Annotated in this window: 27 protein-coding genes; 8 read left to right on the top strand and 19 right to left on the bottom strand. The window is 46.4% G+C overall.

Annotated features, from left to right (window positions below):
• The first annotated feature begins 25 nt into the window (after nucleotides 1-25).
• Complete coding sequence (locus tag FSB75_RS20825; RefSeq protein WP_146791397.1) at nucleotides 26-841, top strand: phytanoyl-CoA dioxygenase family protein; 816 nt, start codon at nucleotides 26-28, stop codon at nucleotides 839-841.
• Nucleotides 842-847: 6 nt separating this feature from the next.
• Nucleotides 848-1,621 (top strand): SDR family NAD(P)-dependent oxidoreductase, encoded by a 774-nt coding sequence (locus FSB75_RS20820; RefSeq protein WP_146791395.1) that lies wholly within the window; start codon nucleotides 848-850, stop codon nucleotides 1,619-1,621.
• A 66-nt stretch (nucleotides 1,622-1,687) separates the two neighbouring features.
• Here FSB75_RS20820 and FSB75_RS20815 read toward each other — a convergent pair whose 3' ends face one another.
• Entirely contained in the window at nucleotides 1,688-2,455 is a 768-nt protein-coding gene (locus FSB75_RS20815) for a sterol desaturase family protein (protein WP_227990681.1), read from the bottom strand.
• Nucleotides 2,456-2,683: 228 nt separating this feature from the next.
• Here FSB75_RS20815 and FSB75_RS20810 point away from each other — a divergent pair, with 228 nt between their 5' ends.
• The gene (locus FSB75_RS20810) at nucleotides 2,684-3,109 is read left to right on the top strand and encodes a hypothetical protein (RefSeq protein WP_146791391.1); all 426 of its coding nucleotides are present in this window, start codon (nucleotides 2,684-2,686) and stop codon (nucleotides 3,107-3,109) included.
• Nucleotides 3,110-3,217: 108 nt separating this feature from the next.
• Here FSB75_RS20810 and accC read toward each other — a convergent pair whose 3' ends face one another.
• Nucleotides 3,218-4,555, bottom strand: coding sequence for an acetyl-CoA carboxylase biotin carboxylase subunit (gene accC / locus FSB75_RS20805; RefSeq protein WP_146791389.1), 1,338 nt, complete (start codon nucleotides 4,553-4,555; stop codon nucleotides 3,218-3,220).
• A gap of 104 nt (nucleotides 4,556-4,659) precedes the next feature.
• Nucleotides 4,660-5,145: an acetyl-CoA carboxylase biotin carboxyl carrier protein gene (gene accB, locus FSB75_RS20800; RefSeq protein WP_146791387.1), complete on the bottom strand. Its 486-nt coding sequence runs from the start codon at nucleotides 5,143-5,145 to the stop codon at nucleotides 4,660-4,662.
• A 198-nt stretch (nucleotides 5,146-5,343) separates the two neighbouring features.
• Here accB and FSB75_RS20795 point away from each other — a divergent pair, with 198 nt between their 5' ends.
• Nucleotides 5,344-5,889, top strand: a complete 546-nt coding sequence (locus FSB75_RS20795) for a hypothetical protein (RefSeq protein WP_146791385.1) — start codon at nucleotides 5,344-5,346, stop codon at nucleotides 5,887-5,889.
• Nucleotides 5,890-6,044: 155 nt separating this feature from the next.
• On the opposite strand, the gene efp is transcribed toward FSB75_RS20795, so the two are convergent.
• Nucleotides 6,045-6,611 (bottom strand): elongation factor P, encoded by a 567-nt coding sequence (gene efp / locus FSB75_RS20790; protein ID WP_146791383.1) that lies wholly within the window; start codon nucleotides 6,609-6,611, stop codon nucleotides 6,045-6,047.
• A 281-nt stretch (nucleotides 6,612-6,892) separates the two neighbouring features.
• Here efp and FSB75_RS20785 point away from each other — a divergent pair, with 281 nt between their 5' ends.
• A complete protein-coding gene (locus FSB75_RS20785) occupies nucleotides 6,893-7,783 on the top strand; it encodes a 3-hydroxyacyl-CoA dehydrogenase family protein (RefSeq protein WP_146791381.1) in 891 nt (296 codons plus the stop codon).
• 43 nt (nucleotides 7,784-7,826) lie between these two features.
• Here the strand turns inward: FSB75_RS20785 and FSB75_RS21920 are convergent, their stop codons facing one another.
• The 3 genes from FSB75_RS21920 to FSB75_RS20775 form a co-directional block, all read right to left on the bottom strand.
• A complete protein-coding gene (locus FSB75_RS21920; protein WP_172623245.1) occupies nucleotides 7,827-7,994 on the bottom strand; it encodes a hypothetical protein in 168 nt (55 codons plus the stop codon).
• Between the two features lie 36 nt (nucleotides 7,995-8,030).
• Entirely contained in the window at nucleotides 8,031-9,365 is a 1,335-nt protein-coding gene (locus tag FSB75_RS20780) for an OmpA family protein (protein ID WP_146791379.1), read from the bottom strand.
• A gap of 199 nt (nucleotides 9,366-9,564) precedes the next feature.
• A complete protein-coding gene (locus FSB75_RS20775) occupies nucleotides 9,565-11,214 on the bottom strand; it encodes a L,D-transpeptidase scaffold domain-containing protein (RefSeq protein WP_172623244.1) in 1,650 nt (549 codons plus the stop codon).
• Between the two features lie 59 nt (nucleotides 11,215-11,273).
• Between FSB75_RS20775 and FSB75_RS20770 the strand changes: the two genes are divergently transcribed.
• Nucleotides 11,274-11,966 carry a M15 family metallopeptidase gene (locus tag FSB75_RS20770; RefSeq protein ID WP_146791375.1) on the top strand — a complete coding sequence of 231 codons (693 nt, stop codon included), beginning with the start codon at nucleotides 11,274-11,276 and terminating at the stop codon, nucleotides 11,964-11,966.
• Here FSB75_RS20770 and FSB75_RS20765 read toward each other — a convergent pair.
• The 12 genes from FSB75_RS20765 to FSB75_RS20710 form a co-directional block, all read right to left on the bottom strand.
• Entirely contained in the window at nucleotides 11,960-12,256 is a 297-nt protein-coding gene (locus FSB75_RS20765) for a thiamine-binding protein (protein ID WP_146791373.1), read from the bottom strand. The two genes, FSB75_RS20770 and FSB75_RS20765, sit on opposite strands and share 7 nt — an antisense overlap.
• Nucleotides 12,256-13,248 (bottom strand): chorismate synthase, encoded by a 993-nt coding sequence (locus tag FSB75_RS20760; protein WP_146791371.1) that lies wholly within the window; start codon nucleotides 13,246-13,248, stop codon nucleotides 12,256-12,258. The genes FSB75_RS20765 and FSB75_RS20760 overlap by 1 nt, the downstream gene beginning before the upstream one ends.
• Entirely contained in the window at nucleotides 13,245-14,534 is a 1,290-nt protein-coding gene (gene aroA, locus FSB75_RS20755; RefSeq protein WP_146791369.1) for a 3-phosphoshikimate 1-carboxyvinyltransferase, read from the bottom strand. The genes FSB75_RS20760 and aroA overlap by 4 nt, the downstream gene beginning before the upstream one ends.
• Nucleotides 14,534-15,544, bottom strand: a complete 1,011-nt coding sequence (aroB, locus tag FSB75_RS20750; RefSeq protein ID WP_146791367.1) for a 3-dehydroquinate synthase — start codon at nucleotides 15,542-15,544, stop codon at nucleotides 14,534-14,536. The genes aroA and aroB overlap by 1 nt, the downstream gene beginning before the upstream one ends.
• Nucleotides 15,544-16,632, bottom strand: coding sequence for a chorismate mutase (locus FSB75_RS20745; protein WP_227990679.1), 1,089 nt, complete (start codon nucleotides 16,630-16,632; stop codon nucleotides 15,544-15,546). Before FSB75_RS20745 ends, aroB begins: the two co-directional genes overlap by 1 nt.
• 94 nt (nucleotides 16,633-16,726) lie before the next feature.
• Nucleotides 16,727-17,566, bottom strand: a complete 840-nt coding sequence (locus FSB75_RS20740; protein WP_146791366.1) for a prephenate dehydrogenase — start codon at nucleotides 17,564-17,566, stop codon at nucleotides 16,727-16,729.
• Nucleotides 17,563-18,738 carry a pyridoxal phosphate-dependent aminotransferase gene (locus tag FSB75_RS20735; protein ID WP_146791365.1) on the bottom strand — a complete coding sequence of 392 codons (1,176 nt, stop codon included), beginning with the start codon at nucleotides 18,736-18,738 and terminating at the stop codon, nucleotides 17,563-17,565. The genes FSB75_RS20740 and FSB75_RS20735 overlap by 4 nt, the downstream gene beginning before the upstream one ends.
• Nucleotides 18,735-19,565 (bottom strand): prephenate dehydratase, encoded by an 831-nt coding sequence (locus FSB75_RS20730; protein WP_146791364.1) that lies wholly within the window; start codon nucleotides 19,563-19,565, stop codon nucleotides 18,735-18,737. The genes FSB75_RS20735 and FSB75_RS20730 overlap by 4 nt, the downstream gene beginning before the upstream one ends.
• A 292-nt stretch (nucleotides 19,566-19,857) precedes the next feature.
• On the bottom strand, nucleotides 19,858-21,525 hold the full coding sequence (locus FSB75_RS20725; RefSeq protein WP_146791363.1) for a DEAD/DEAH box helicase: 1,668 nt from the start codon (nucleotides 21,523-21,525) through the stop codon (nucleotides 19,858-19,860).
• Nucleotides 21,526-21,801: 276 nt separating this feature from the next.
• Nucleotides 21,802-22,038: a hypothetical protein gene (locus FSB75_RS20720; protein WP_146791362.1), complete on the bottom strand. Its 237-nt coding sequence runs from the start codon at nucleotides 22,036-22,038 to the stop codon at nucleotides 21,802-21,804.
• Between the two features lie 39 nt (nucleotides 22,039-22,077).
• Nucleotides 22,078-22,311 carry a hypothetical protein gene (locus tag FSB75_RS20715; protein WP_146791361.1) on the bottom strand — a complete coding sequence of 78 codons (234 nt, stop codon included), beginning with the start codon at nucleotides 22,309-22,311 and terminating at the stop codon, nucleotides 22,078-22,080.
• A 28-nt stretch (nucleotides 22,312-22,339) separates the two neighbouring features.
• On the bottom strand, nucleotides 22,340-22,621 hold the full coding sequence (locus FSB75_RS20710) for a hypothetical protein (protein ID WP_146791359.1): 282 nt from the start codon (nucleotides 22,619-22,621) through the stop codon (nucleotides 22,340-22,342).
• 123 nt (nucleotides 22,622-22,744) lie between these two features.
• On the opposite strand from FSB75_RS20710, the gene FSB75_RS20705 reads away from it, so the two are divergent.
• Nucleotides 22,745-23,311 (top strand): RNA polymerase sigma factor, encoded by a 567-nt coding sequence (locus tag FSB75_RS20705; protein ID WP_146791357.1) that lies wholly within the window; start codon nucleotides 22,745-22,747, stop codon nucleotides 23,309-23,311.
• A complete protein-coding gene (locus tag FSB75_RS20700) occupies nucleotides 23,311-24,438 on the top strand; it encodes a S1C family serine protease (RefSeq protein WP_146791355.1) in 1,128 nt (375 codons plus the stop codon). Before FSB75_RS20705 ends, FSB75_RS20700 begins: the two co-directional genes overlap by 1 nt.
• The last annotated feature ends 102 nt before the right edge of the window (nucleotides 24,439-24,540 follow it).

The raw sequence follows: 24,540 nt of genomic DNA, 5'->3' as shown, positions 1-24,540 counted from the left end.
CAGTTAACACAAAAACCTATCAACCATGAAAAAGTTAACTGTTCCTTACTATGAACTGGGAACCAAACTGACAGATGAGCAAAAGGAGTTGTTTGATAAGCAGGGAGCCATCATCTTCAGAAACTTTATTACCAAGGAAAAGGTAGCCGAAATCATTGCCGAAACGCAACGCATAGAGAAAAAATGGCTGGATGCCGGCTACGATAAAATGAACGGTATTCCGCTCAAATTTGGTAAGAACGAGGATGGCAGCAAGACCATTCAACGCCTCTGCTTTCTTTCGCAACACAGTACTGTTTTAAAAAATCTTTTGGCCGAACCGCGTTTAAAAGCTTTGCTCGAACTGGTCTATCCTTACGAAGGCCGAATTGGCGAAGACGAAAAAGACGGCCTTGTTTTGAATAATTACGTCCGTACTGATGACAGTGCCTTCTCGCAAATGGGCTGGCATACCGACAGTCCTCGTGACTTGTTCCTTGGACAGAAGATCATGCCGATGCTGAACGTTGGCATTCACCTGGATACCGTTCCGTTTGAAAACGGCGGCCTGCGCATTTTACCCGGCACGCACAAGCAAGGGATGCTACGCCTTTTGTTTGGCAAAAAATATTTCATTGACCACAAACCCGACCGCCGCGAAGTGGGTTTTGACATTAGTGCAGGCGACCTTACCGTTCATGATGGCCGCTTGTGGCACCGCGTTCAAAAATCACCGTTCATTGGTGAAAAAAGCCGCCGCCGCGTGATGTACGTTCCGGTTGTTACCGGCAAATACATGCCCAAAGACAGAAACAGCAAAACGCCTTTCTACCACCGTTTTGCGTCCACGGTTCAAAACTAATTTTTGATGTCGTATGCATTGATAACCGGCGCCAGCAAAGGCATCGGGAAAGTTATAGCCTTTGAGCTTGCCGCCAAAGGCTATAACATTTTAATGGTGGCCCGAAGCGAGGATTTATTAAAAAAGGCTTCAGAGGAAATAAAAGCGCAGGCAAAGGTTGACGTGAAATATCTGGCCGCCGACCTCTCATCTGCCGCCGCTGCACAACAAGTTTTTGACTGGACGGCGCAAAACAATTGGCCCGTTTCAATTTTGGTAAACAATGCCGGTTACGGCCTTAGCGGGCTGTTTGAAAGCTATCCGCTGGAACAGCACCTTGCCATGTTGCAGGTGAACTGCACAACCCTTGTTCAACTCACTTATCTTTTTTTACCTCAACTAAAAAAGCAACAGCAGGCACACATCCTGAACATCTCTTCTTCGGCAGCTTATCAGGCCGTTCCTTACCTGAGTCTGTATGCTGCATCAAAAGTTTTTGTGCTTTCCTTTTCAAGAGGTCTTCGGTATGAATTGCGAAAGACTGCGGTGAACGTTACCTGCGTTTGCCCCGGCTCTACCGATACTGATTTTGCTACGCGGGCACAAGTGGGCGAGAAAGCCCTGAAAACGGCGCAAAAAGTAAACATGACACCGGAACAAGTGGGCAAGGCCGCCGTGAAAGCCATGCTCAGCAAAAAGGCCGAAGTGATTACCGGCGCCATCAATAAACTCGGTGGCTTTCTTACCTGGCTGCTCCCGAAGAAAGTTTTGGAAGGCGGCGCGGCGAGGATCTATGAATAAGTCACGCGAAACCGAAGACCGAAGACGTTTTACTTCGGCGCAAAATCCCTTTTCGCGTTTGCCCTTTTACCTTCTTCCCGCTTTTTCTTCAAATAATTTTTCAAAGACCGGGCTTTCGGTCTTTTTCCATTTGTCCCAAAACGTAAAATATAAACCGTAGTTGTGTTTAAACTGTTTGTGATGAAGCGAATGATGCGTTGCACCGATCAGCCATCTGCCAAAGGTATTTTTGTGAAAGCCTTTTGGGTACACTTCAATATCCAAATGATTGATGACAGAGCTAAAGGTCATAATGGTAAGGTGAACGATAAGCACGTACAAGTGCATTGGCATTACCAGTAAAAGGGCCGGCAAAAACACAGCTTGTAACAAACCTTCAAGGGGATGAAAAGAGAAAGCCGTCCAGGGCGATGTAATGTTGCTGTCGTGGTGCACCTTGTGGACAATGCGGAATATTTTTGGCTGATGCATCCAGCGATGCAGCCAGTAATAATAAGTTTCGTGAAGAAGCAAAGCAATCAACAAACTTAGCGGCAGCCACCACAAAGGATAAGCATGAACATCGGTATAAATTTTCTGCCATCCTTTTTGCCAAGCCAAACCCATTGCAGCACCGGTAATGGAAAAAATAAAAGCCGTGATCGTGCTCCAGCTAACTTCTTTCTTAAACTGGCCTTCTTTGTATTTGCGGTTGTTTATTTTTCGTGCCTGCCACTTTACTGTTTGCCACCGGTAAAAAATGAAGTAGAATAAACCGGCAATGAGAAAATACCTGCCAATGACCACGGCAAAAACAACAACGGTTGCCACAATGAACCAAAACGGATTTGACAAATCAGGTAATTGCATACACTTCCGGTGAGCCTAAATGTAACAAGTTGTGCGGCTGAATGTTCATTACCCGTTGCCGGCAATTTGTTTCGATAGAGATGAGGGCAACAATGTTAACGTTGTTTACTTAAAAGAAATTTAATGCGCTAAAGGGGGTTTCCTTTAACACAACCTTGTTGTTCTTGTCGGCTTTTGGCACTCTTTTTCCACGTAAGAAAAAAACAAAACGCTATGAAAAGAATCCTTACACTTTTGGTTGCCGTCAGCGCATTTGCCACGCTTCACGCCCAATCACGAGAACAAACACGCGACGTTATTCTTGGTGGGAACAATGGCCGCTACCCAACGTATCCAAACAACGGTTATCCAACCTATCCGAACAATGGAAATTATGGCAATGACCGTCAATACCAAATTGACCAGGTAAACCGCGATTACTATGCCCGCGTTCAGTCAATTAACAACGACCCTTACATGAGCCGCAAGGACAAGAAGCGAGCCATCAAGCAATTGGAGAAAGACCGCAAATACCGCATTGAGCAAATCAACCGCGACTACAACAACGGAGGTTATGATCACCACGATAACGGAAAGCACAAAGGCTGGTACAAAGACAAAGACAAGGGCCATCGCGGTCATGACCGCGATGATGACTAAACAAGAAGCAGGCTTTAAATACAAACAGTTTGTACACAAGAAAACCTCTCCATTTCAGGAGAGGTTTTCTTGTGTAAAGAATATTTATGATCAAAGACTATTCGCTGCTTACTGCATCTTGAATGTCTCTAAAAACTTGGTATTAAAGTCGCCTGAGCGGAAGCGTTCGTTTTTCATCAATTGCAAGTGAAAAGGAATGGTTGTCTTCACGCCTTCAATCACGTATTCACTCAACGCCCGGTACATGGTATCAATGGCTTCCGAGCGGGTTTGCGCCACGGTAATGAGTTTGCCGATCATCGAATCGTAATACGGCGGAATGACGTAACCGGCGTACACATGGCTGTCCACCCGTACGCCGTGGCCACCGGGTTGGTGCAAAACGGTAATGCGACCGGGCGAAGGACGAAAATCATTGTACGGATCTTCGGCATTGATGCGGCATTCGATGGCGTGCAATTGGGGCACGTAGTCCCTGCCGGAAATCTTCTCTCCCATTGCAATTTTTATCTGTTCTTTAATCAGGTCGAAGTTGATAACCTCTTCGGTGACGCAGTGTTCTACTTGTATCCGGGTGTTCATCTCCATGAAGTAGAAGTTGCGGTGCTTGTCTACCAGAAATTCAATGGTGCCGACGCTTTCGTAATTGATGGCGCCTGCGGCTTTCTTCGCGGCTTCGCCCATCTTCTCGCGAAGCTCCGGTGTCATAAAGGGTGAAGGCGATTCTTCCACTAACTTTTGATGCCGGCGTTGAATAGAACAGTCCCTTTCGCCCATGTGACAAACCGTTCCGTATTGGTCGCCTGCCACCTGAATTTCGATGTGCCTCGGTTCTTCTACGAACTTTTCCATATATATGCCATCGTTTTTAAACGCGGCTGCGGCTTCGGCTTTGGCCGTGTTGTAAGCCCTTTCCATTTCGCTTTCTTCCCACACGATGCGCATGCCTTTGCCGCCACCACCGGCAGTAGCTTTTAAAATAACCGGATAGCTCATGTCGCGGGCAATGTCTTTGGCTTGCTCCAAACTGTCCAGCAAACCTTCGCTGCCGGGAATCACCGGCACGCCGGCTTTTATCATGGTTTCTTTTGCACTGATTTTATCGCCCATGCGATTGATCATGTCCGATGTGGGGCCGATGAATTTAATTCCGTGATCGGCGCAGATTTGCGAAAACTTCGCATTCTCTGCAAGAAAACCATAACCCGGATGCACCGCATCGGCATTGGTTATTTCAACCGCCGCCATAATGTGCGGAATGTTCAGGTAGGAGTCGCTGCTTTGCGGCTTTCCGATGCACACGGCTTCGTCGGCAAAGCGAACGTGAAGACTGTCACGGTCGGCCGTAGAATAAACAGCTACCGTTTTGATGCCCATTTCGCGACAGGTACGAATCACACGAAGAGCAATCTCGCCGCGGTTGGCAATAAGAATTTTTTTAAACACGGAGGAAGGAATTTGAAAATTTGAAAATTAGCAAATGTGCAAATGGCGGTTTCCACAAAGCAAGCCACTTCATTTTCACATTTGCAGATTTGCACCTTGTCGCATTAAGCGGGTTCCACCAAAAACAAAGGCTGGTCGTATTCAACCGGCGATGAATCTTCAACGAGTATTTTAACGACTTTGCCCGACACTTCGCTTTCAATTTCGTTGAACAATTTCATGGCTTCAATAATGCAAACCACTTTGCCTTCGGTTACTTCGTCGCCCACTTCTACAAAATTTGGCTTATCGGGCGAAGGCCGCCGGTAGAAGGTCCCGATCATGGGGCTTTTAATGGTAATCAAATTGGACGCGTCGGACGCAGGCGCTACGGACTTAGGTTGTTGTGCCGCTTCCGCCGGGGCTTGTTGAACTTGCGGCGCAAAGGCCTGCGCAGGCATGGCTTGCACAGGTGCGTGAGATACCACCTGCGTGATGTTCTCCTCTTTTTGTTTTATGGTAATCTTAAAATCTTTTTGCTCAATCGTTACTTCACCAATTTGCGATTTGTTGATCATCTTGATCAACTCCTGAATTTGCTTGAAATCCATTTGTTTCAATTTATGAAGGTTTTGGTTAAAAACAGGCGGCTAAGATAAGTAAGATACACATAACGAACGGTTCGGCATTTGGCCTATCGCACCCATAAAAGAAAATCATCAATTCAGGCTCTTTTTTCTTCAGCTCATTTTGCCGCCTCTTTCCCTTGCCTTTGCACAAAGCTACTTTGCCCTTTTAAAACCAAGCAAATGAAAGATATTCTCGTATTAACGACTACACTGGCCATTTTACTTTTTGCCGGCAGTTGGACGATGAAAGACCAAGAAACGATTGACAACACGTTACCAACGACAACAACGCCCAAAGAAATGATTGGCGAGTGGAGCAGTGGCTACGCTTCGTTCACACAAGTGGTAGATGCTTATAACGGTCGTGTGCTGGGCCATACATGGCAAAGCGGCAAGTACCTTAAGATAACGCCCGACGGCAAGAACGCCGAGTTTTACATCATGATGCAAAGCCGATATTCAAGCTTTGCCACGCAAATGAGCGGCAGCATTCGTTTTGATGCCGAATCAACCAACAGCCGCGGCTCCTTTACCTTTCTTGCGTTGAAAGCACACTACAAAGGTTTTGGTTCGGCAAAAGTTGACCGCGATGCAACAACGGAAGAACTGAAGAAAAATTTGACCCGTAAATATTATTACCGTATGGACGGCGAATGGCTGCGCATTGAGCCCGGCGCAGAGCCGAATGATTATTCAAGCAGCTTCCGAAAAGTTTCCGAACCATAATGTTTGAACCATGATTTGGGTGGACAGAAAAGATTTTATGAGAAATAAGAGAGTCGTTCATTGCTGAACGACTCTTTTATAAGATGTTTCTATTTCTTGTTAATCTTCTTAATCCACCCAAATCATGGTTCAGACAATCACGGTTCAAGACAGACCTACTCCTTCACTCGCTCCACATACTCACCTGTTTTGGTGTTGATGCGGATAACGTCGCCTTCGTTTACAAACAGCGGAACCATCACGGTAGCGCCGGTTTCAACGGTAGCAGGCTTCAGGGTGCGAGTGGCCGTATCGCCGCGCAAACCCGGCTCGCTGTACGTAATTTTCATCACCACTTTATCAGGCAGTTCAACGTTCATCGGCGTTTCGGTTTCGGTGTTGAAGAGAACAGAAACTGCGTCGCCGTCGCGCAGAAACTGGGGGGCGTCAATCAGGTTTTCGGCAATGGTTACCTGTTCAAAGGTTTCGTTGTCCATGAAGTTGTAGCCGCTGTCGTCTTTGTATAAAAACTGGTACTCTTTTCTTTCCACGCGAACAGGATATATCGTGTCACCGCTGTTCCAGGTTTTTTCAATCGAACGGTTGTTGTCCACACCCGCGAGTTTTGCCCACACTTTGGCGGCCGCACGGGCCGTTTTGTTTTCGCCAAACTCCACAATTTTGTAAAGACTGCCGTCAAGCTTAATGATCATGCCGCGGCTGATATCTGCAGTATTTGCCATAAAAGAAAAATGTTTTACAGGCGGCAAATGTAAGGGAAAAGAGTCGCAGGTTCGAGGTTTGAGGTTGGGTGTGCGTTGTCAACCTGAACTGATCGAAGGGTTGCAGCGTGGCCCTCTGCTTCTCCTTCGTTATCCCTTGCTCGTCTGTTTGATATTCTTTTGGGCAAGTCCCTTCGTAGCTGCGCACGAGGGCAATGCTTTGCTGCAGCATCTTCAGTAAGCGATAACATTCGCTCTCTCGTTTCATTCCCGCCTATCTTTACCGCCTCCAAAAATTCACCATGAAAAAGATTGCTGTTATTGGCGCAGGCACCATGGGCAACGGCATTGCTCACGTGTTTGCGCAAAGCGGTTTTGCCGTTTCGCTTGTTGATGTTTCGCAAGCCCAATTGGACAAAGCTCTTCAAACCGTTTCCAAAAACTTCGACCGGCAAATTGCGAAAGGCAGCATCGGCGCCGAAGTAAAAGAAACGGCCTTGAAAAACATCGCAACACATACATCATTAGAATCCGGCGTAAGTGATGCTGACCTTGTGGTGGAAGCCGCCACCGAAAACACAGACCTCAAGCTCAAAATCTTTCAACAGATAGACGAATACGCACCGGCGAATTGCATTCTGGCAAGCAACACGTCGTCAATTTCCATTACCAAGATTGCTGCGATTACGAAGCGTCCCGAAAAGGTAATCGGCATGCACTTTATGAATCCCGTGCCGGTGATGAAGCTGGTGGAAATCATCAACGGTTATGCAACCTCAAAGGAAGTAACGGCAGCCATTGTTGACCTGAGCGTGCAGTTGGGTAAAGTGCCCTGCGTGGTAAACGATTATCCCGGCTTTGTGGCCAACCGCATTTTGATGCCGATGATCAACGAAGCGATTTACACTCTGTTCGAAGGCGTTGCCGGTGTAAACGAAATTGACACCGTGATGAAACTGGGCATGGCACACCCAATGGGGCCTTTGCAACTCGCAGACTTTATTGGCCTTGATGTTTGCATGAGCATTTTGCAGGTTTTGCACGAGGGCTTCGGCAATCCCAAATACGCTCCTTGCCCGCTTTTGGTGAACATGGTGACGGCAAAAAAATTAGGCGTTAAATCCGGCGAAGGGTTTTATTCGTATCAACAAGGTTCGAAAGATTTAGTGGTAAGCCGAGCGTTTGCAAAGTAGAAAGGCCCATCCCCACGACTTTTCGAAAGCGAATAAGATGGTACTAAAGCCCTTCCCGGTGAGAAGGGAAGAAAGAGCCTGAAGGCAGCAAAGAAAACATACCGCTTTCGGCACAACTGAAATAAAAACGTCGGAAAAGCAAGGCCTGTGCGCAGATGGCCTTCCCACCGGGAAGGTCGGGACGGGCCACTACAAAAAAAATGCGCCTCATTGAAAGGCGCATTTTTTTATCGAAAACAAACGAGACTTAGTAACTCAACTTCAATTCTACTCTTCTGTTTTGCGCACGGCCGGCTGAGGTTTTGTTGCTGGCAACGGGCCTTTCCAGACCAAAGCCTTCGGCGGTTAAACGGCTTTCGTCAACACCGTGATTCACGAGGTAAGTCTTTACACTGTTTGCACGTTTGTCGCTGAGTGTTTTGTTGTAATCGGCCTTGCCCACGTTGTCGGTATGTCCTTCGATGGAAAGCTTCACGTTCTTGTCGTCATTCAAAATTTTAATCACTTCGTTCAAGGCCGCGTCGGACCTGGAAGAAAGTTTTGCGCTGCCCGTAACAAAGAAAATGCGCTTGGCTGCGTAGTTCATCTTCTTCTCCATTTCCTTCGTCACTTCGGGACAGCCGTTGTTTGCTTTTGTTCCTGGAACCGTCGGGCATTTGTCTTCTTCGTCATTCACGCCATCACCGTCGGTATCAGGAACCGGACAACCGTTGTAACGAGCGACACCCGCTACGGTTGGACATTTGTCTTCTTCATCGTTGATGCCGTCGCCGTCTGTGTCCGGCACAGGGCAACCGTTGTATTTGGCCGTACCCGGAACGGTCGGGCATTTATCGTGCTCGTCGTCAATGCCGTCTTTGTCGGTATCGGGTACAGGGCAACCGTTATAGCGTGCAACACCGGGAACGGTGGGACATTTGTCTTCGTTATCGGGAATGCCGTCACCATCGGTATCAGTTGGTGGAGGCGGCGCTACTTCTTTTACCGGTTCGCTTTTTCTTTCGCTAATCAATCCGCCAATGCCAAAGCCAACCTGGAAGTGATAAGCGTTCGCATCCGTAATAACCGGTATGCGGTATTGCAAGTGCACGTTTACGTGCGCCTCGTTAAAAATGTTGAATTTAAAACCAGCGCCCAGGGGAATGAAGGCTCCGTAAATGCTGGTGTATTTGCTGGCGCCAACACCGGCAATAAGGTAAGGATTAAAAGTTGCGCCTTCGGGCAACATTTTAAAGTTTCCGGAAGCGTCCACTTCAAGCAAAAAATTATCGTTGCCCGATGCATTTCGATTGCTGATGGGCAGGCTGCCAAAGGTGCCGTTTACGGATACCGCCACATCGGTATGCGGTGTAAGACCGCTGGTGTACGTGAGGCCAAAGCCGTGTGCCATGTCTTTAAACTTGGCAATCTTCTTGTCGCGCAAAACAGCCGAAAGCGAGGAGTTGCGAATGGCCTGTGGCGTGGCAAAATCGTTCCCGAGAAAATTAATGGTGAGTGTTTTGCCAAGCACGGGTTGTGATTGTGCAAAACTCAATTGGCAAAAAGAAAAGAATAAAAAAAGAGCAATCAGAATTTTCTTCATGAGTCGTTTAGTTTTGAACGAAACAAAAATAGCCGGAAGCGGGTAAAACCCTAAAAATATTTATCCCTATCGGGACGGGATATTGGGATATTATGATATTAGGTTATTGGTTATTGAATGGTGAGAGCGTCTTATCTACGATCATGTCAACGTCTAATATCACAATATCCCAATATCTCAATCACGCAATAGCCTTCTTTCACTTCCCGGCAAAGATTTTTTCGCGAAGGCGTTTGTCTTCTTCATAAATATCCTCGTGCAGAAGCAGTTTACCGTTTTTGCCTTCGGCGGTAAAGTAGCGGATGAACAAGGGCAGGGGCTGATGTACCCTGATGTACTTTTTCTTTTTCTGCGCCAGCCAGGATTGGAGCGAATCGACAGGCGTGTATTTCGTAGAGTCGGCAAGACTATCCTTGCGCAAAAGATAAAGCGCAAGCTCATGCCACTTCTGCACCCTTACGCAACCGTGGCTTAGTGCCCGGCCGCTTTTTTCAAACAAGTAGCGTTGATTGGTGTCGTGCAGGTAAACATCGTAATCGTTGGCGAAGTTGAATTTCAAAACACCCAAGGCATTGGCATCGCCGCCGCCCTGTACAACTTTGTACGGAATGCCTTTTTTATACCTGGCCCAGTTTACGCTGTACGGACTGACCTCGTTGCCGCTTGCGTCAACGATGCTGTAACCTTTTCGTTGCGTGTAACCCGCGTCACGCTGAAGTCCCGGCAATATTTCTTTTTTGATGATGCTTTCCGGGATGGTCCATTGCGGGTAGGTGATCATGTTAGAAATAGCGCTGGTCAATTGCGGCGTTTTGGTTTCGGGTTTGCCGCAAATAATTTTCGAACGCAGCACCACGCTGTCGCTGTCGTGCAGTTCTAAAAAAAAGGTAGGCAGGTTTACCCAAAGGTATTGGGCCGGCAAGGGCGGCAGCATTTTGTATTTGTCCAGCGTAATGGCAACGCGAATGAATTTTTCTTTGTCTGAATTGTTCAACCTTGTTACAAGCGCCGGCGAAATTTTTCCGTCTTCTTTTATTTTTTTGGCGTGCTGGTATTTTTTTATGGCCGTTGCCAGCGCCGTTGAATCAGGGTTTTTGTTTGGCAGGATTTTCAGCGAGTCTTCTTCGCTGATGCGCTTGTACACAAGCTTTTTCAGCAACAGGCTGTCCTTTGTTTTGATGTAGGTGTAGTTATGAAACCTGGCCTTTGGCAGAAAACTGCGCAGGGCTTCTTTTAGCGATTGATAGTCTTTGTTGGCCGGTTCTAATGCCATCGCAAACGTACCAATTGACTGCGAGGCAAAAACCTGTAACTGTTTGCTGAAAAAATCGCTGTGCAGAGAGGTATCTTTCACCAACACGCTGTCGGGCAACAGCCGCCCTACTTTAATGTCCTTCACCAATTGAACAAAAGCGCTGGTAGAAAGCATATCGGCATAAGCCCATTTGGCGGCATCAAGTTTATTGTTCTTTGACGTGTCTTTCACCAGCGAAGCTTTCAGATTTTTTAATTTATCGGCATAATAATCCGAAGAAAAGAGACCGTAATATCTGCAGGAATCTATCAAGGTAAAAAGCGAATCGGCTTCTTTGGTAAACGAGCCTTGCGAAGACCAGAGCAAGCCAAAATCTTTTTTTGTATAGAGGTCCTGAAGAATGGCTGCGTTCTTTATGCGAAGTGAATCGGGCAGCTTTGCCGGATTTTGCAAAATCTCCTCCAGCGTATTTTTAATCAGGTCTTCAGCCCGCACGTTGATTTCCCTGGGCGAAGAAACAACCGCTTTTTGCTGTACGCTTTCTTCGTGCGAATTGCAGCTGCACAGCAAAACAACCGCGAGAAGCGGGACCAAAAAATAGAGCTTTGACATTCGCAAAAAACAGAACGGTGTAAATTTCATAAGTTGCGGTCGTGCAGGTTTTACAGTTCAATATAAAATATTTTTTCTTTCTTTTTTGGGGCTTGTTCGCCCTCCTGCAACAAACCCTCGCCCAAGACCTGAAAGTCATCAGCCGCTACGGCGACTACAAAGATTCGGTGCAAAACGACAGCCTGCAAAAAATGGTAGAGATAAAGCATTTCGTACCCTCCGTTGCGTATGATCTTCGCTACGCCACAAAGGAAAATTTTACCGGTGAAAAACTGTACAAAAGCGGCGGCAAAACCTTTCTTCGTTTGCCCGCGGCAGAAGCGTTATGCAAGGCAGCAAGGGAATTTGCAGGCATCGGTTACACAATAAAAATCTGGGATGCGTACCGGCCTTATTCGGTTACGAAAAAGATGTGGGAATTGATTTACGATGACCGTTACGTTGCCGACCCTTCGAAAGGCTCCGGTCACAATCGCGGCTTGGCCGTTGACCTAACGTTAATGAAAGATGGAAAAGAACTTGATATGGGAACCGGCTTTGATAATTTCACAGACACCGCTCATCGTGATTTTAGCAAGCTTCCCGAAAGCGTTTTAAAGAACCGGTTGTTCTTGCAAACAACAATGGAGAAATACGGCTTCAAAGGCTTGTCAACCGAATGGTGGCATTTCGCATTTCCGAATGACGGCCGCTACGGTGTTTTGAATATTGATTTCAAAAAGCTTGCTCACTGAAACTTTGCTGTCTTCTCGTCGCCGGTGATTGGGCCGTTGCTCCTGATTTGAATTTGCACGGATGTGATCCATTCGTTGCACCCAAGCTCAAACAGCTTTTCATTGACGTCATGAATCACTTTCATCACTTCGTCATAGCCGCCTTCAATCACCGTTGCAAAGGGTCCGACTTCGTGCTTGATGCCTGATTGTTGAATTACTGCAATGGCTTCGTCCACCCAATCATAGGGATGACGGTCTTGCACGATCGGCAGAAGTTGAATGGATGCGTTAATGGTATGTTGATGCATTAGAGAAGCCGTTTAGTTTTTTGTTCCAGTAAAAAGAAGTCGGCCAAAACCATTGCCGTCACTGCTTCCAACACAGGTGGAACACGCAATGCAATGCACAAGTCGTGACGGCCTTTGATGGAGAATTTTTCCACTTGCTGCGTTTGCCAGTTCCAGCTTTCCTGTTCAAGCGGTGTGGACGATGTTGGCTTCACAACCACGCGAAAGACCAACTCATTTCCGTTTGAAATACCTCCTACAATTCCACCGGCATAATTTGTTGCCGTTTTTCCGGTTGCGTCAACAATGGCATCGTTGTGAACACTGCCAAACATTTTTGCGGCTGCAAAGCCGGCGCCGAATTCAATTCCTTTGATGGCAGGAATGGAAAAAACCGCATGGGCTAAAACCGATTCAACCGAATCGAAAAAAGGTTCGCCCAAACCGATGGGCAAACCGGTGACTTTGCATTCAACAATACCGCCAACGGAATCCTTTGCGTCAATGGCTTTTTGCAAACCGGCTTCGATATTTTTTTCACCGCCGATTTCAGTGATGGTTGAAGTAATGTTTATTCCCTGCAGAATCTTTTTCGCCACAACACCAGCCGCTACCAAACATACCGTCAACCTTCCGCTAAAATGCCCGCCGCCGCGAAAATCTTCAAAGCCACCAAACTTTTTATTGGCCACAAAATCGGCATGACCGGGACGCGGAACTTCGCGGCCCTTTTCGTAATCGGAAGAGCGTGTGTTTTTGTTTTCAAAGACGATTGTGAGCGGCGCACCGGTTGTTTTGCCGTTGAAGATGCCGCTTAAAAAAATAGGCTTGTCGTCTTCTTTGCGTGGCGTAGTGCCTTTCTGCATGCCGCCTTTTCTACGTTCAATGTCGGTGACAAAATCATCTTCGTTCAACGCTAAACCCGCGGGACAACCGTCAATGATGATGCCCACGGAAGGTCCGTGCGATTCGCCAAAAATGTTTATCCTAAATAACCGTCCGAATGAGTTCATAAGCTTTTTTCTAAGGAATAAATTGTGGCGTTCAATCTTGCAAGGTCATTCCAAAATTTTAAGTAGGATTTATTGACCGCCTCCGCCTCTTCAATCGTTACATCACCTTCCGCACCCAAAGCCGCAACAGCACATGCCATTGCAATACGGTGGTCATGACGCGAATGAACCGCAGCACCTTTCACACCTTCGCCTCCTTTAATCAGCATGAGGTCATCTTGAAAACCTATTTCAATACCCATCTTTCCAAATTCTTCCTGCAAAGTCAATGCACGATTGCTTTCCTTGTGCGTTAAACGATGCACGCCTTCAATCACCGAAGTTCCTTCGCAATAAGCCGCAAGCGCAACCAAGGGTGGAAACAAATCGGGACAATCAACGGCGTTAAAATGAAAGGGTTTTAATTTGCTCTTGCGAATGTGAATCTGCGATTCTTCAATGCTGATTGTGGCTTCGCTTTGCATCAATGCCTGCAATACGGCTTTGTCGGCTTGCGTTGAAAAAACATTCAATCCTTTCACAACAATATCACCGGCAACCGCACCGGCAACCAACAAAAAAGCACCGCCGCTCCAGTCGCCTTCAACGGAATAGTTGAGCGGTTGAGCCGTTGATTGGTTGATTGGTTGATCAGAGAAATTGAACGATTGATAATTGTTGTTTACAGGTTTGGACAAACCAAAGTCGCTGATCACTTTTAATGTAAGATCGATATACGGTTTGCTGGAAAGATTTTTTACCGATATGGTTACATCGTTTGCGCCAGCAGCAGAATAAGCAAACAACAAACCTGTTAAGAACTGCGATGATAAAGAACCGTCAACTTCAATGTTCTTCGGTTGAAGCGGACCGCTTATGTGCAACGGAAGCAAGCCGTTGTTGCTTTTTACATCAACACCTAATTGCGGCAACACTTCGGTAAAAAAATCAAACGGCCTTTTCACCAAGCTGCCTTTACCGTTAATGGTAATGGGTGTTTTACTTAACGCTGCAATGGATGTAAACATGCGGGCCGACAAACCACTTTCTCCGCAGTTAATTTCATTCGAAATTGGCGCTACACCGTTGCTTTCAATAACAACAGTGTCGTTCACCCTTTGAACGTTTGCGCCAAGTTGTGTAATTATATCCAGTGCCGCTTCATCATCGTTCGATACACCGGGATTTTGCAAAACGGTTTTGCCGCCTTTGAGCAACGCCGCTGCGCAAGCCCGCTGCATGGCACTTTTGGAGGCCGGTGCTGTAACAGTTCCTTTTACCTGTGTGGGAGAAACAGTAACCTGCATTAAATGAGTTTATAAATTTCTTGTAAAGGAATTTTCCTTATCACGGCTTTGCCGATCTTTTCAAGCAGGATAAAATTCATCTGTTCGCCTTCGCGTTTTTTATCGCTGACCAACACGTCAAAAACCTTTTGCTTGTCGTAGCCTGCCGTTATTGGCAAACCGTATTGATCAATCAATTTGACTAATCTATCGATGCCTTTAAAATGCAGCATTTCCTGCGAAAGCTTCGCCGCAAACGCCATCCCGATTGCAACCGATTCGCCGTGCATTAATTCGTATTGCTTTTCCACTGCATGCCCTAATGTGTGTCCGAAGTTCAGCAAGCGCCGCCTGTCTTTTTCAAACTCATCTTCCTTCACCACCTTCGATTTCAGCATCGCGTTTCGCTGCAACAATTTTTGCAAAGCCACCTTGTTCTTTTGATAGAACAAAACGTTTCGGCTTTCGAGCTCTTTAAACATCGGCGCATCCATGATAGCGGCATGTTTAATGACTTCGGCAAAACCATTTCTCCATTCGGAAAGTGGAAGAGTTTTCAACAACGACGCATCGTACAACAAAAATTGCGGTTGATTGATGGTGCCGATCATGTTTTTATACAAGCCAACATCAATTCCGTTTTTGCCACCGATGGCTGCGTCTACCATTGCCAAAATCGTTGTGGGCACAAAGCCAAACTTTACGCCGCGCAAATACACCGAAGCCGCGTAGCCCGTCATGTCTGTAACCACGCCGCCGCCCACACCAACAAGCGTCCATGTGCGGTCGGCTTTCATCGCAAGCAATTGTTCAAAGAGCGAATCAAGCGTTGCCTGCACTTTGTATTCTTCGCCGGCTTTTAACACAATTGTATTCCAGCCTTTGAAGTGTTTTTGGTGCGCAGCAAATACGTGTTCATCCGTTACCAACACGGACGTTTTTTGCGGCACTAGCTTTTTCAAATTAGAAAACGCTGCGTCAAAATAAAACGTTGTTGCCTGCCGGCTAAACTGAATTTTTTTGGCGTGCATTAGCCGTGAAAGATTTTGTTCTGGTGATTGATGCTTTCCATGTGCACCGCATCGAGATATTTTGTAATGAACTCGCGGCCAAGGCCCATCTTCTCTCCTTTCTTACAAGCCCTTTCCAAAATCTCGTTCCAGCGGCGTGTTTGCAAAATCGTGAGGTTGTTTTCTTTTTTGTATTGACCAATCTTGTCGGCAATCTTCATGCGTTGGCTTAACAACTGCAACAATTCGTCGTCAAGCTGGTTAATCTGCGCACGCATTTTTTCAAGCATGGCGTGCACTTCTTCCGACGGAATATCTTCTTTGCGCCAAACAATTTCGCCAAGCAAACCCGCTAATTGTTCCGGTGTGATTTGTTGCTTTGCGTCGCTCCAGGCATTGTCGGGATCAATGTGCGATTCAATCATCAATCCATCGTAATCAAGGTTGATAGCTTCCTGCGCCACCTCCAGCAAAATATCGCGACGGCCGCAAATGTGCGAAGGATCGTTGATGATAAGCATGTTCGGATTGCGGCGTTTCATTTCAATGGCAAGGTGCCACATCGGTGCGTTGCGAAACTCCGTGTTGCCGTACGACGAAAAGCCGCGGTGAATCAGCCCAATTTGTTCGATGCCAGCTTTGGCAACGCGTTCAACAGCACCGATCCACAATTCTAAATCTGGGTTGATAGGATTTTTAATGAGCACAGGAACCTTTACGCCACGCAACGCATCCGCAACTTCCTGCACGCTGAACGGGTTTACCGTTGTGCGGGCGCCAATCCACAACACGTCCACATCGAAGTGCAACGCATCTTCCACTTGCTTGCCAGTGGCTACTTCCACAGCCGTTGGAAGGCCTGTAAGTTTTCTTGCCTGTTGCAACCAGGGCAATCCTTTTGTACCCACGCCTTCAAAACTGCCGGGACGTGTACGTGGCTTCCAAATGCCGGCGCGAAGCATGTCTACCTTACCCGTTTTTGCGAGACGTGTTGCCGTTTCCAAAACCTGTTCTTCGGTTTCGGCGCTGCAAGGGCCAGAGATGATCAGCGGCCGCTTTTGCCAGGCGTCCTGCACACTGCGTTTTTGGTTCTCCATTGTTGTTTGCATGATGTATAAATTTTTATGTTATCGGCTTTTGTAATTCTATTTAGCTTTCGTTGCGTCGCACTCTTGTACGTTCGGTAATTCTATTCGACAATGATCATTTTATGATCTTCTTTATTCCGTTCGCGTTTACAATTAAATCTTGTAAGTATTCGTAATTCTCTTTCTCCAGGCAAGCTTTGAACTTTCGCAACTGGCTAATGTGTTCGTTCAAAACATCAAGCACGTTTTCACGGTTCTCTTTGAAAATAGGGACCCACATTGCAGGATTGCTTTTTGCCAATCGCACCGTACTTTCAAAACCACCGCTCGCCAATTCGAAAATTGCTTCCTCTTCCTTTTCTTTTTCCAACACCGTGTTTGCTAAAGCAAAGGAAGTAATGTGCGAAATATGACTTACATAAGCCACGTGCACGTCGTGGTCAACAGCGTTCATGTACACGAGGTGCATGCCCAGTTGGCGATAAATATTTTCAACAAGCGCAACTGCATCTTCGTCGCTTTCTTCCTTGTTGCAAATCACTGTTGCCTTGCCTGTGAAAGCGCCGCGTACGGCTGCTTCCGGCCCGCTGTATTCCGTGCCCCACATCGGGTGTGTGGCCACAAAGCGTCCGCGTTTTGGATGGTCTTTAATAACATCTAGAAGCCCGCTTTTCGTTGACCCGGCATCCATCATTACTTGCCTATCCACATTATCCAAAACCGTATTTACAAGCAATAACAACGCATTCACCGGAACGGAGAGAATGATTAGATCAGAAACCTTTACCGCAGTTTCCAAGTCCAAGACTTCATCTACCAAACCCAAATCCAGTGCCTTTTGCTGATGCCCTGCGTTTGCATCTACGCCAATCACTTTCGTGGCAATGCCTTTTTCTTTTAACGCAATTGCCATCGAACCGCCAATCAATCCTATGCCAACAACAGTCACTGTCATTTTATTGTTGCGTTCAAACTTGTTTTAATTCTGCCAATGGCTTTTTCTAAATTTTCAACCGTGCTGCAAAGACTCACACGGATGTAATTATTTCCCTCGCTTCCAAAAATGCCGCCCGGTGTAATGAACACGGCCGCGTTGTACAACACTTCATCACTCAACGCATACCCATCTTTGTATGCTGAAGGAATTTTTGCCCACACAAACAATCCCGCTTGTTCTTTTGAATACGAGCATTCCAATAAATGCAGCAAGTCAAAAACTTTTTCTCTTCGTTTTTTGTATTGTTCGTTCAACGAACGATGCCAGCTTTCATCTAGTGTTAACGCTTTTGCCGCAGCTAATTGCATGGGCAAAAACATGCCGCTGTCCATGTTGCTTTTAAAGCGCAACACTTCATCAATTCTTTCCTTCGCGCCGCAAAGCATACCCACACGCCAGCCGGCCATGTTGTGCGATTTGCTTAACGAGTTTAGTTCAACCACAACGTCTTTTGCACCTTCGACTGATAAAAGACTCATCGGACTTTCGTTCAGAATAAAACTGTATGGATTATCGTGACAAATGAGAATGTTATTTTTTTTTCCAAAGGCAACAAGGTTTTCAAACAATTCTTTTGTCGGCAATTGACCGGTGGGCATCTGCGGGTAATTCACCCACATCAGTTTTACTTTCGATAAATCCGTTTTCTCCAGTTCATCAAAATTCGGCGCCCAATCATTCTCTTCATTCAAATGATAATAAACGGGTTTACCGCCGGCCAATTTCACCGCACTGCTATAAGTTGGATAGCCTGGATTTGGAATGAGCGCCTCGTCACCTTCGTTCAAATACGTCATGCAAATGTGCATGATGCCTTCTTTCGAACCGATCAGCGGAAGCACTTCGGTTGCCGCATCAAGTGAAACGCCGTACCATTTTTGATACCAGGCGGCAATGGCTTCACGCAACGCAGCCACTCCTTTGTAGCTTTGGTAACCGTGTACATTTGGCTTGTTGCTTTCGGTTTGCAAGGTTTTGATTACGTCAGCGTCCGGTGCAAGGTCTGGACTGCCGATACCCAAATTGATAACGGCTTTTCCGGCTTTGTTCAATTCATCTATCTCCCGCAGTTTTTGCGAAAAATAATATTCACCAATGCCGGCCAATCTGTTTGCAAGTTCTATTTTCATTTGGATGAATTCCTGTTTCCGTTTTTGTAAATACCGTACACTTTCACGGCTTCCGTTACCGGCTCAAGTTCTTTCATTACGGTGCGAAATTGTTCCATCGAATCAAACTCAATGTCTGCGTGAAAATTGTATTTCCACGCATTGCTTGGAATGGGAAAGCTTTGCAACTTGCTTAAGTTAATGCCGCCGTCGGCAATCTTCGTTAGCACCTTGGCAAGGCTTCCTCTTGAGTGATCGGTATGAAAAGAAAGCGAGGCTTTGTCGGCATCTTCTCTCTCCACGGCTTTCTTCTGCAGAATCAAAAAGCGAGTGTAATTGTTCTTTTCGGTGTGAATGTTTTCGACGGCTATTTCCAGGTCAAAAAGTTCGGCAGCCAACTTTCCAGCAACACCGGCAATGTGTTTGCTTTTGCGTTGGTGAATGTGCTTTGCGCTTAAGGCCGTGTCTTCTGTTTCAACGAGTTTCCAATTGTGCTTTGCTAAAAAATCCATGCACTGCAAAATGGCGATGGGATGCGAATGCACTTCTTTGATGTCTTCGAACTTCACGCCGGGATTTACAAGCAGGTGTTGTTTGATGGGCAGGTAAACTTCGCCGATGATGGAAAGCCCGGATTTGTGCAGCAAATTGTAATTGGGAAGAATGCTGCCCGCGATGGAGTTTTCAATCGCCATCACGCTGGCGTCGGTTTCGCCGCCTTTGGTGGTCTCAATCACTTCGCGAAAAGTAGCGCAGGGAAGAATGCCGATCTCTTTTCCAAAAAATTGCCGGGCCGCAATCTGGTGAAAGCTGCCTTCGAAACCTTGTATGGATACTTTGTTTGCCATAAAACGAAAAGTCCCGGCTGTTTGCCGGGACTTCTTTTATTGAGTTTGGTTCTTATCCTTTTTATCAACAAAAGCACTCCCGGCTCCCTGTAAAATAGAAGCTAAAATAAAAGTAACCGTATGCTTTGTTGTTTGTCATTCTGACAACAAATATAAAAACGAGAACTGCTTACAAAAATTTTTTTTTGGACTTTATATGACGGCCAAGAGAAGTGAAACGTCAAATGTGAAACCGTAGAGACTTTCAATTCATCGTTTACTCTTGTCTCACTTTTCACTTCTTACGTTTCACTTATCTGCGCACACTATCCGCCTCATTCATTCGTATCCGGCGGCCCTTGTATTTTTTTCCGTCAATAGCCTGCATCATCTTTTGCGCAGCGCCTTTCTCTACTTCTACCCAACTGTTCATTTCCTTCATGTCAATGCGGCCGAGAACGTCTTTGCCCAAATCGCTCATGTCCAAAATAAATTGGAGGAAACTTGCTTTGTAAAAGCCATCTTTGGTTCCGAGGTTTACGAATAAACGGGTTGTGTTTCCACCACCGCCAAACTCTCTGCCTCTTGTATCCCTTCTTCGTTCGCCGCCTCTATCGCTTTGTCTTTCGCTTCCTCTTCTATCATCGCGACGTTCGCGAACGTTAAGGTCTTCGGCATTCTCGTAATATTTTAAGAAGCGGTCAAATTCTAACGCAGCCACTCTTTTCAATACTTCTTCTTTGCTGATGTCGGCAAATTTTTCTGCAAGCATTGGCAAATAAGATTCGTAATCGCCGTGGCTAATGTCGGTTGCCAGCAACTTGTCCATGAAATAAAAGAATTGCTTGCGGCAAACGTCTTTGCCCGACGGAATTTCGAGCTTGTGAAAAGGCACTTGTACCATGCGCTCAATGTCACGGATGCGGTAAGCTTCGCGGACGTGCACGATGGAAATACAAACCCCTGTTTTGCCAGCCCGCCCTGTACGGCCGCTGCGGTGTGTGTAAACTTCGATATCATCGGGCAGCTCGTAATTGATAACGTGTGTGATGCCTTGCACGTCAATGCCGCGGGCCGCAACGTCTGTTGCGATCAAAAGTTGCAAGGTTTTCTCGCGAAACTCGTCCATCACTTTGTTGCGTTGCTGCTGCGTTAAGTCACCGTGCAGCGCATCAATGTCGTATCCTTCCCTTGTCAGCTTTTCGGCAATCTCCTGCGCATCGGCTTTGGTGCGGGTGAAGATGATGCCGTACATACCGGGATTAAAATCAATCAGACGCTTGAGCGTTTCGTAACGATGATGAGCCGCTGTTACCACAAATTGATGATCCACGTTCTTGTTGGCTGTATTCTTTTTGCCAACGGTAATCTCGAACGGATCTTTCATGTACCGCTTGCTTACGTTTCGAATTTCCGGCGGCATCGTTGCGCTGAAAAGCCAGGTGCTTTCACGCTTGGGCGTGTTCTGTAAAATAAATTCGATGTCGTCCTGAAAGCCCATGTTCAGCATCTCGTCGGCTTCGTCCAAAACCACGTAGCTGATTTCTTCAAGGTTAATTGCCTTGCGCTCGATTAGATCAATCAATCGGCCCGGCGTGGCCACCACAACATGCACGCCGCGGCGGATGTCGCGAATTTGTTGCGTGATGGAAGAACCACCATATACCGCAACGAGATGAACGTTGCGTGTGTGTTTTTTGAAGTTTTCAACTTCGCTTACAATTTGCAGGCAGAGTTCCCGCGTAGGACAAACAATGAGTGCCTGCGGATATTTTTTTGCGGAATCAATTAATTGCAAAAGCGGAAGGCCAAAGGCAGCGGTTTTGCCGGTGCCGGTTTGTGCCAGGCCAATTAAATCTTTTGTGCCGGAAAGCAGCACCGGGATTGCCTTTTCCTGGATGGGTGTTGGTTGCGTAAAGCCCAGCTCTTCAACGGATTTCAGTATCTCTTCGTTCAATCCGAGTTCACCAAATGTTGCCATAATAAAGTTTGTGCAAAGAAACCACAGATTGGCGGGATTATTAAAGGATTATCGGAATTGGATGCAGTATTAACAAGGCCATTTCCGTTCCGCGGTTAGCGCCTATGGCAAAGTTTTGACGCAAAAAGAATCCTGACAATCCCTTCGTAATCCTGCTCATTCGTGGTTAAAAAAGAAGCTGCCCTGTTTCCAGGGCAGCCATCTAACGATTGCTTGCCAAGAAAAATTTATACCGGTAGTGCCGACAAGCAGATTGCAAAACCGCTCAACCAACAATTACTTCTTTGTAGAATCTTTTGTAGTGGTTGTTGTAGAAGTTGACATTTTGCTGGTAGTATCGCCCATTTTGTGAGCAGTGTCGCCAGCAGCCGGCGCTACTACGTGAGTAGAGTCGGTTGTCATCGTGTTCGTCGTTGTAATTGTTGCACTGTCTTTGTTTGTCGTCGTGTCACCTGTGTTGCTGCAAGCCGTCAATACACCGGCAATTGCGAAAATTCCCAATACTTTTTTCATGTGTCGTTTTCTTTTTGTTTGTGGTAACAAAGGGTATCCTTATTTGTGCGCAGTGTCAGCAGCCATTTTGTGCGTAGAATCAACTTGCTTTTTTGCGCTGTCAGCCATTTGCTCGATGTTTTTCTTTGCGGTGTCAGCAGCGTTGCTTACCGACTCTTTTTGCAACTTGGCAACGGAATCAATTGAGTCTTTGGTGTTTTTAGCGGCATCACTTGAATTGCTGCAAGAAGCGAAGAAACCGGCTACAGCCAAAACTAAAAGGGCTTTTTTCATTGTTGTTTGATTTTTAGATTTAAAAAATTTATCGAACTGAATCTTTTTTCCGTAAATCGTGAATTCCTTTTTCAGCCTTTTCCAGGAGGTTGTCCGTTGCTCTGTCTGTTTTCTGTTTGGCCGAATCGAGTAAAACCTGTCCCTGGTTTTTCACCGTGTCTAAAATCCGTCCTCCTTTTGCTTCAACGGAGTCAATGATTTTGGAATTTTTCACATCGTTCACCGTTGTATCCACATCGGCCTTTACTTTTCCCGAATTGTCGCAAGCGACGAGCGAAGCCACAAAAAGGAACGGTAAAAACTTCTTCATACCTCACGGATTTACAGGATTAATTCCGGCAGCGAAAAAAGGTAACCCGGTTTTTCAAAAAATTTTTTTACCCGCATCTTTGGGTTACTTTTTTCTCTTTTTCGAATTAAACGAAGATTGCACTTGAAAGCAGAGCAGCATCAAATCGCTTTACTACAGGGACTGGCCCGGAACGACCGAAAAGCAATTGAAACCATCTACAAAGAAAATTTCAATTTGATACAGGCGCTGGTGGTGAACAACAACGGCAGCGCCGAAGACGCAAAGGATATTTTTCAGGAAGCGATGATTGTTCTTTACCAAAAAGTGCAGTCGGGCTCTTTTGAATTAAACTGCCAGCTAAAAACCTTTGTCTATTCTGTGTGTCGCCGGTTGTGGCTAAAAAGGCTGATGCAGCAAAGCAAGTACAGCCTGCACGAAAACACCGAGGACTTTGTACTGGTAGACGAGGAAATGGAAGAACACGAAAAACGCGACAACGAATTTACCGTGATGGAAAAGGCAATGGGCAGTTTGGGCGAACCGTGCAAGAGCTTGTTGGAGGCTTTTTATTTGCAGAAGAAGAACATGCAGGAGATTGCCGGCACCTTTGGTTACACCAATGCCGAAAACGCCAAGACGCAGAAGTACAAATGCCTGATGCGACTGAAAAAAATATTTTTTACGCAATATAAAAATGTGACGCCGTGATGGATGATTTAACAATCCTGGATGCCGTTGAGCGATACATCGCCGGTGACATGTCGCCGGATGAGCGGGTGTATTTTGAAAGCTTGCGCAAGAGCAATCCCGAAATAGACCAGGCGGTAGTAGAGCATACTTTCTTTTTGCAGCAAATGGCCCGCTACGAAAATACCCGCCAGTTCAAGGCCGTTCTGGAGGAAACCCACATTCACCTGGCCGAAAGAGGCGAGATTGAATCGCCGCGATTGCAGGGTCGGGCAAGAGTGGTTTACCTGTTTAACCGCTACAAGCGCACAGCCGCTATTGCAGCTTCTGTCGCGGGAATTCTCATGCTTTCCATCAGTGCTGTGGTTTGGTCTTTTTCGCCAAAAAGTCATTCGCCAAACGAAGTGGTTAACCTGCGGCGCGACATCAGCAACATTACCCAGCAAGTTGATAAAATTGGTCAGAAAACAAACCGGCTTGAACAGCAGGTCAACGACGTTGCCGCGCAAAGCTCCGGCGTTGCGCCGGTATATACCAGTGGTGGCACCGGCTTCCTGATTGATACCAAAGGATACATTGTTACCAACTCACACGTTGTTGAAAACGCCAGGTACATTGCGGTGCAAAAAAGCAACGGGCAGGACCTGAAAGCGAAACTCATTTTCACAGACGAAAAGCGTGACCTCGCCATTTTAAAAATTATTGACACAGCCTTTAAATCACCGGCCTCCATTCCTTATGCCATCAAGCGGTCATCAGCAAACGTTGCCGAGCCAATTTTCAGTCTTGGTTATCCAAGAAACGACATTGTTTACGGCGAAGGTTATTTAGCCGCCAAGACGGGTTATAACGGCGACACGCTGTCCTGCCAGATTTCCATTACCGCAAATCCGGGCAACAGCGGCAGCCCGATCCTGAATCGCAACGGCGAAGTCATTGGCATTTTGAAAGGCAAGCAATCCCTGGTTGAAGACGCGGTGTTTGCGGTGCGCTCAAACTACATTTACGATGCCCTGGCGCAATTGCAAAAAAGCGACACGGTTTATCAAAACATCAAGCTGCCGACAAGTTCCAGCTTGAAAGGCGCCGACAGAACCCAGCAGGTAAAAAAGATTTCTGATTACGTGTACATGGTGAAGGTGAATTAATCTGAACCACGATTTGAGTGGATTTTAAAGATTCTAACAGAAATAAAAGAGTCGTTCAATGATGAACGACTCTTTTGTTATAAAACGGTTTCTATTTCTTTG

Origin of the sequence: Flavisolibacter ginsenosidimutans (genome assembly GCF_007970805.1) — a bacterium.
Taxonomy (GTDB): domain Bacteria; phylum Bacteroidota; class Bacteroidia; order Chitinophagales; family Chitinophagaceae; genus Flavisolibacter; species Flavisolibacter ginsenosidimutans.
The sequence above is the reverse complement of the archived record's forward strand: the minus strand, read 5'-3'. Positions and strand labels throughout refer to the sequence as shown.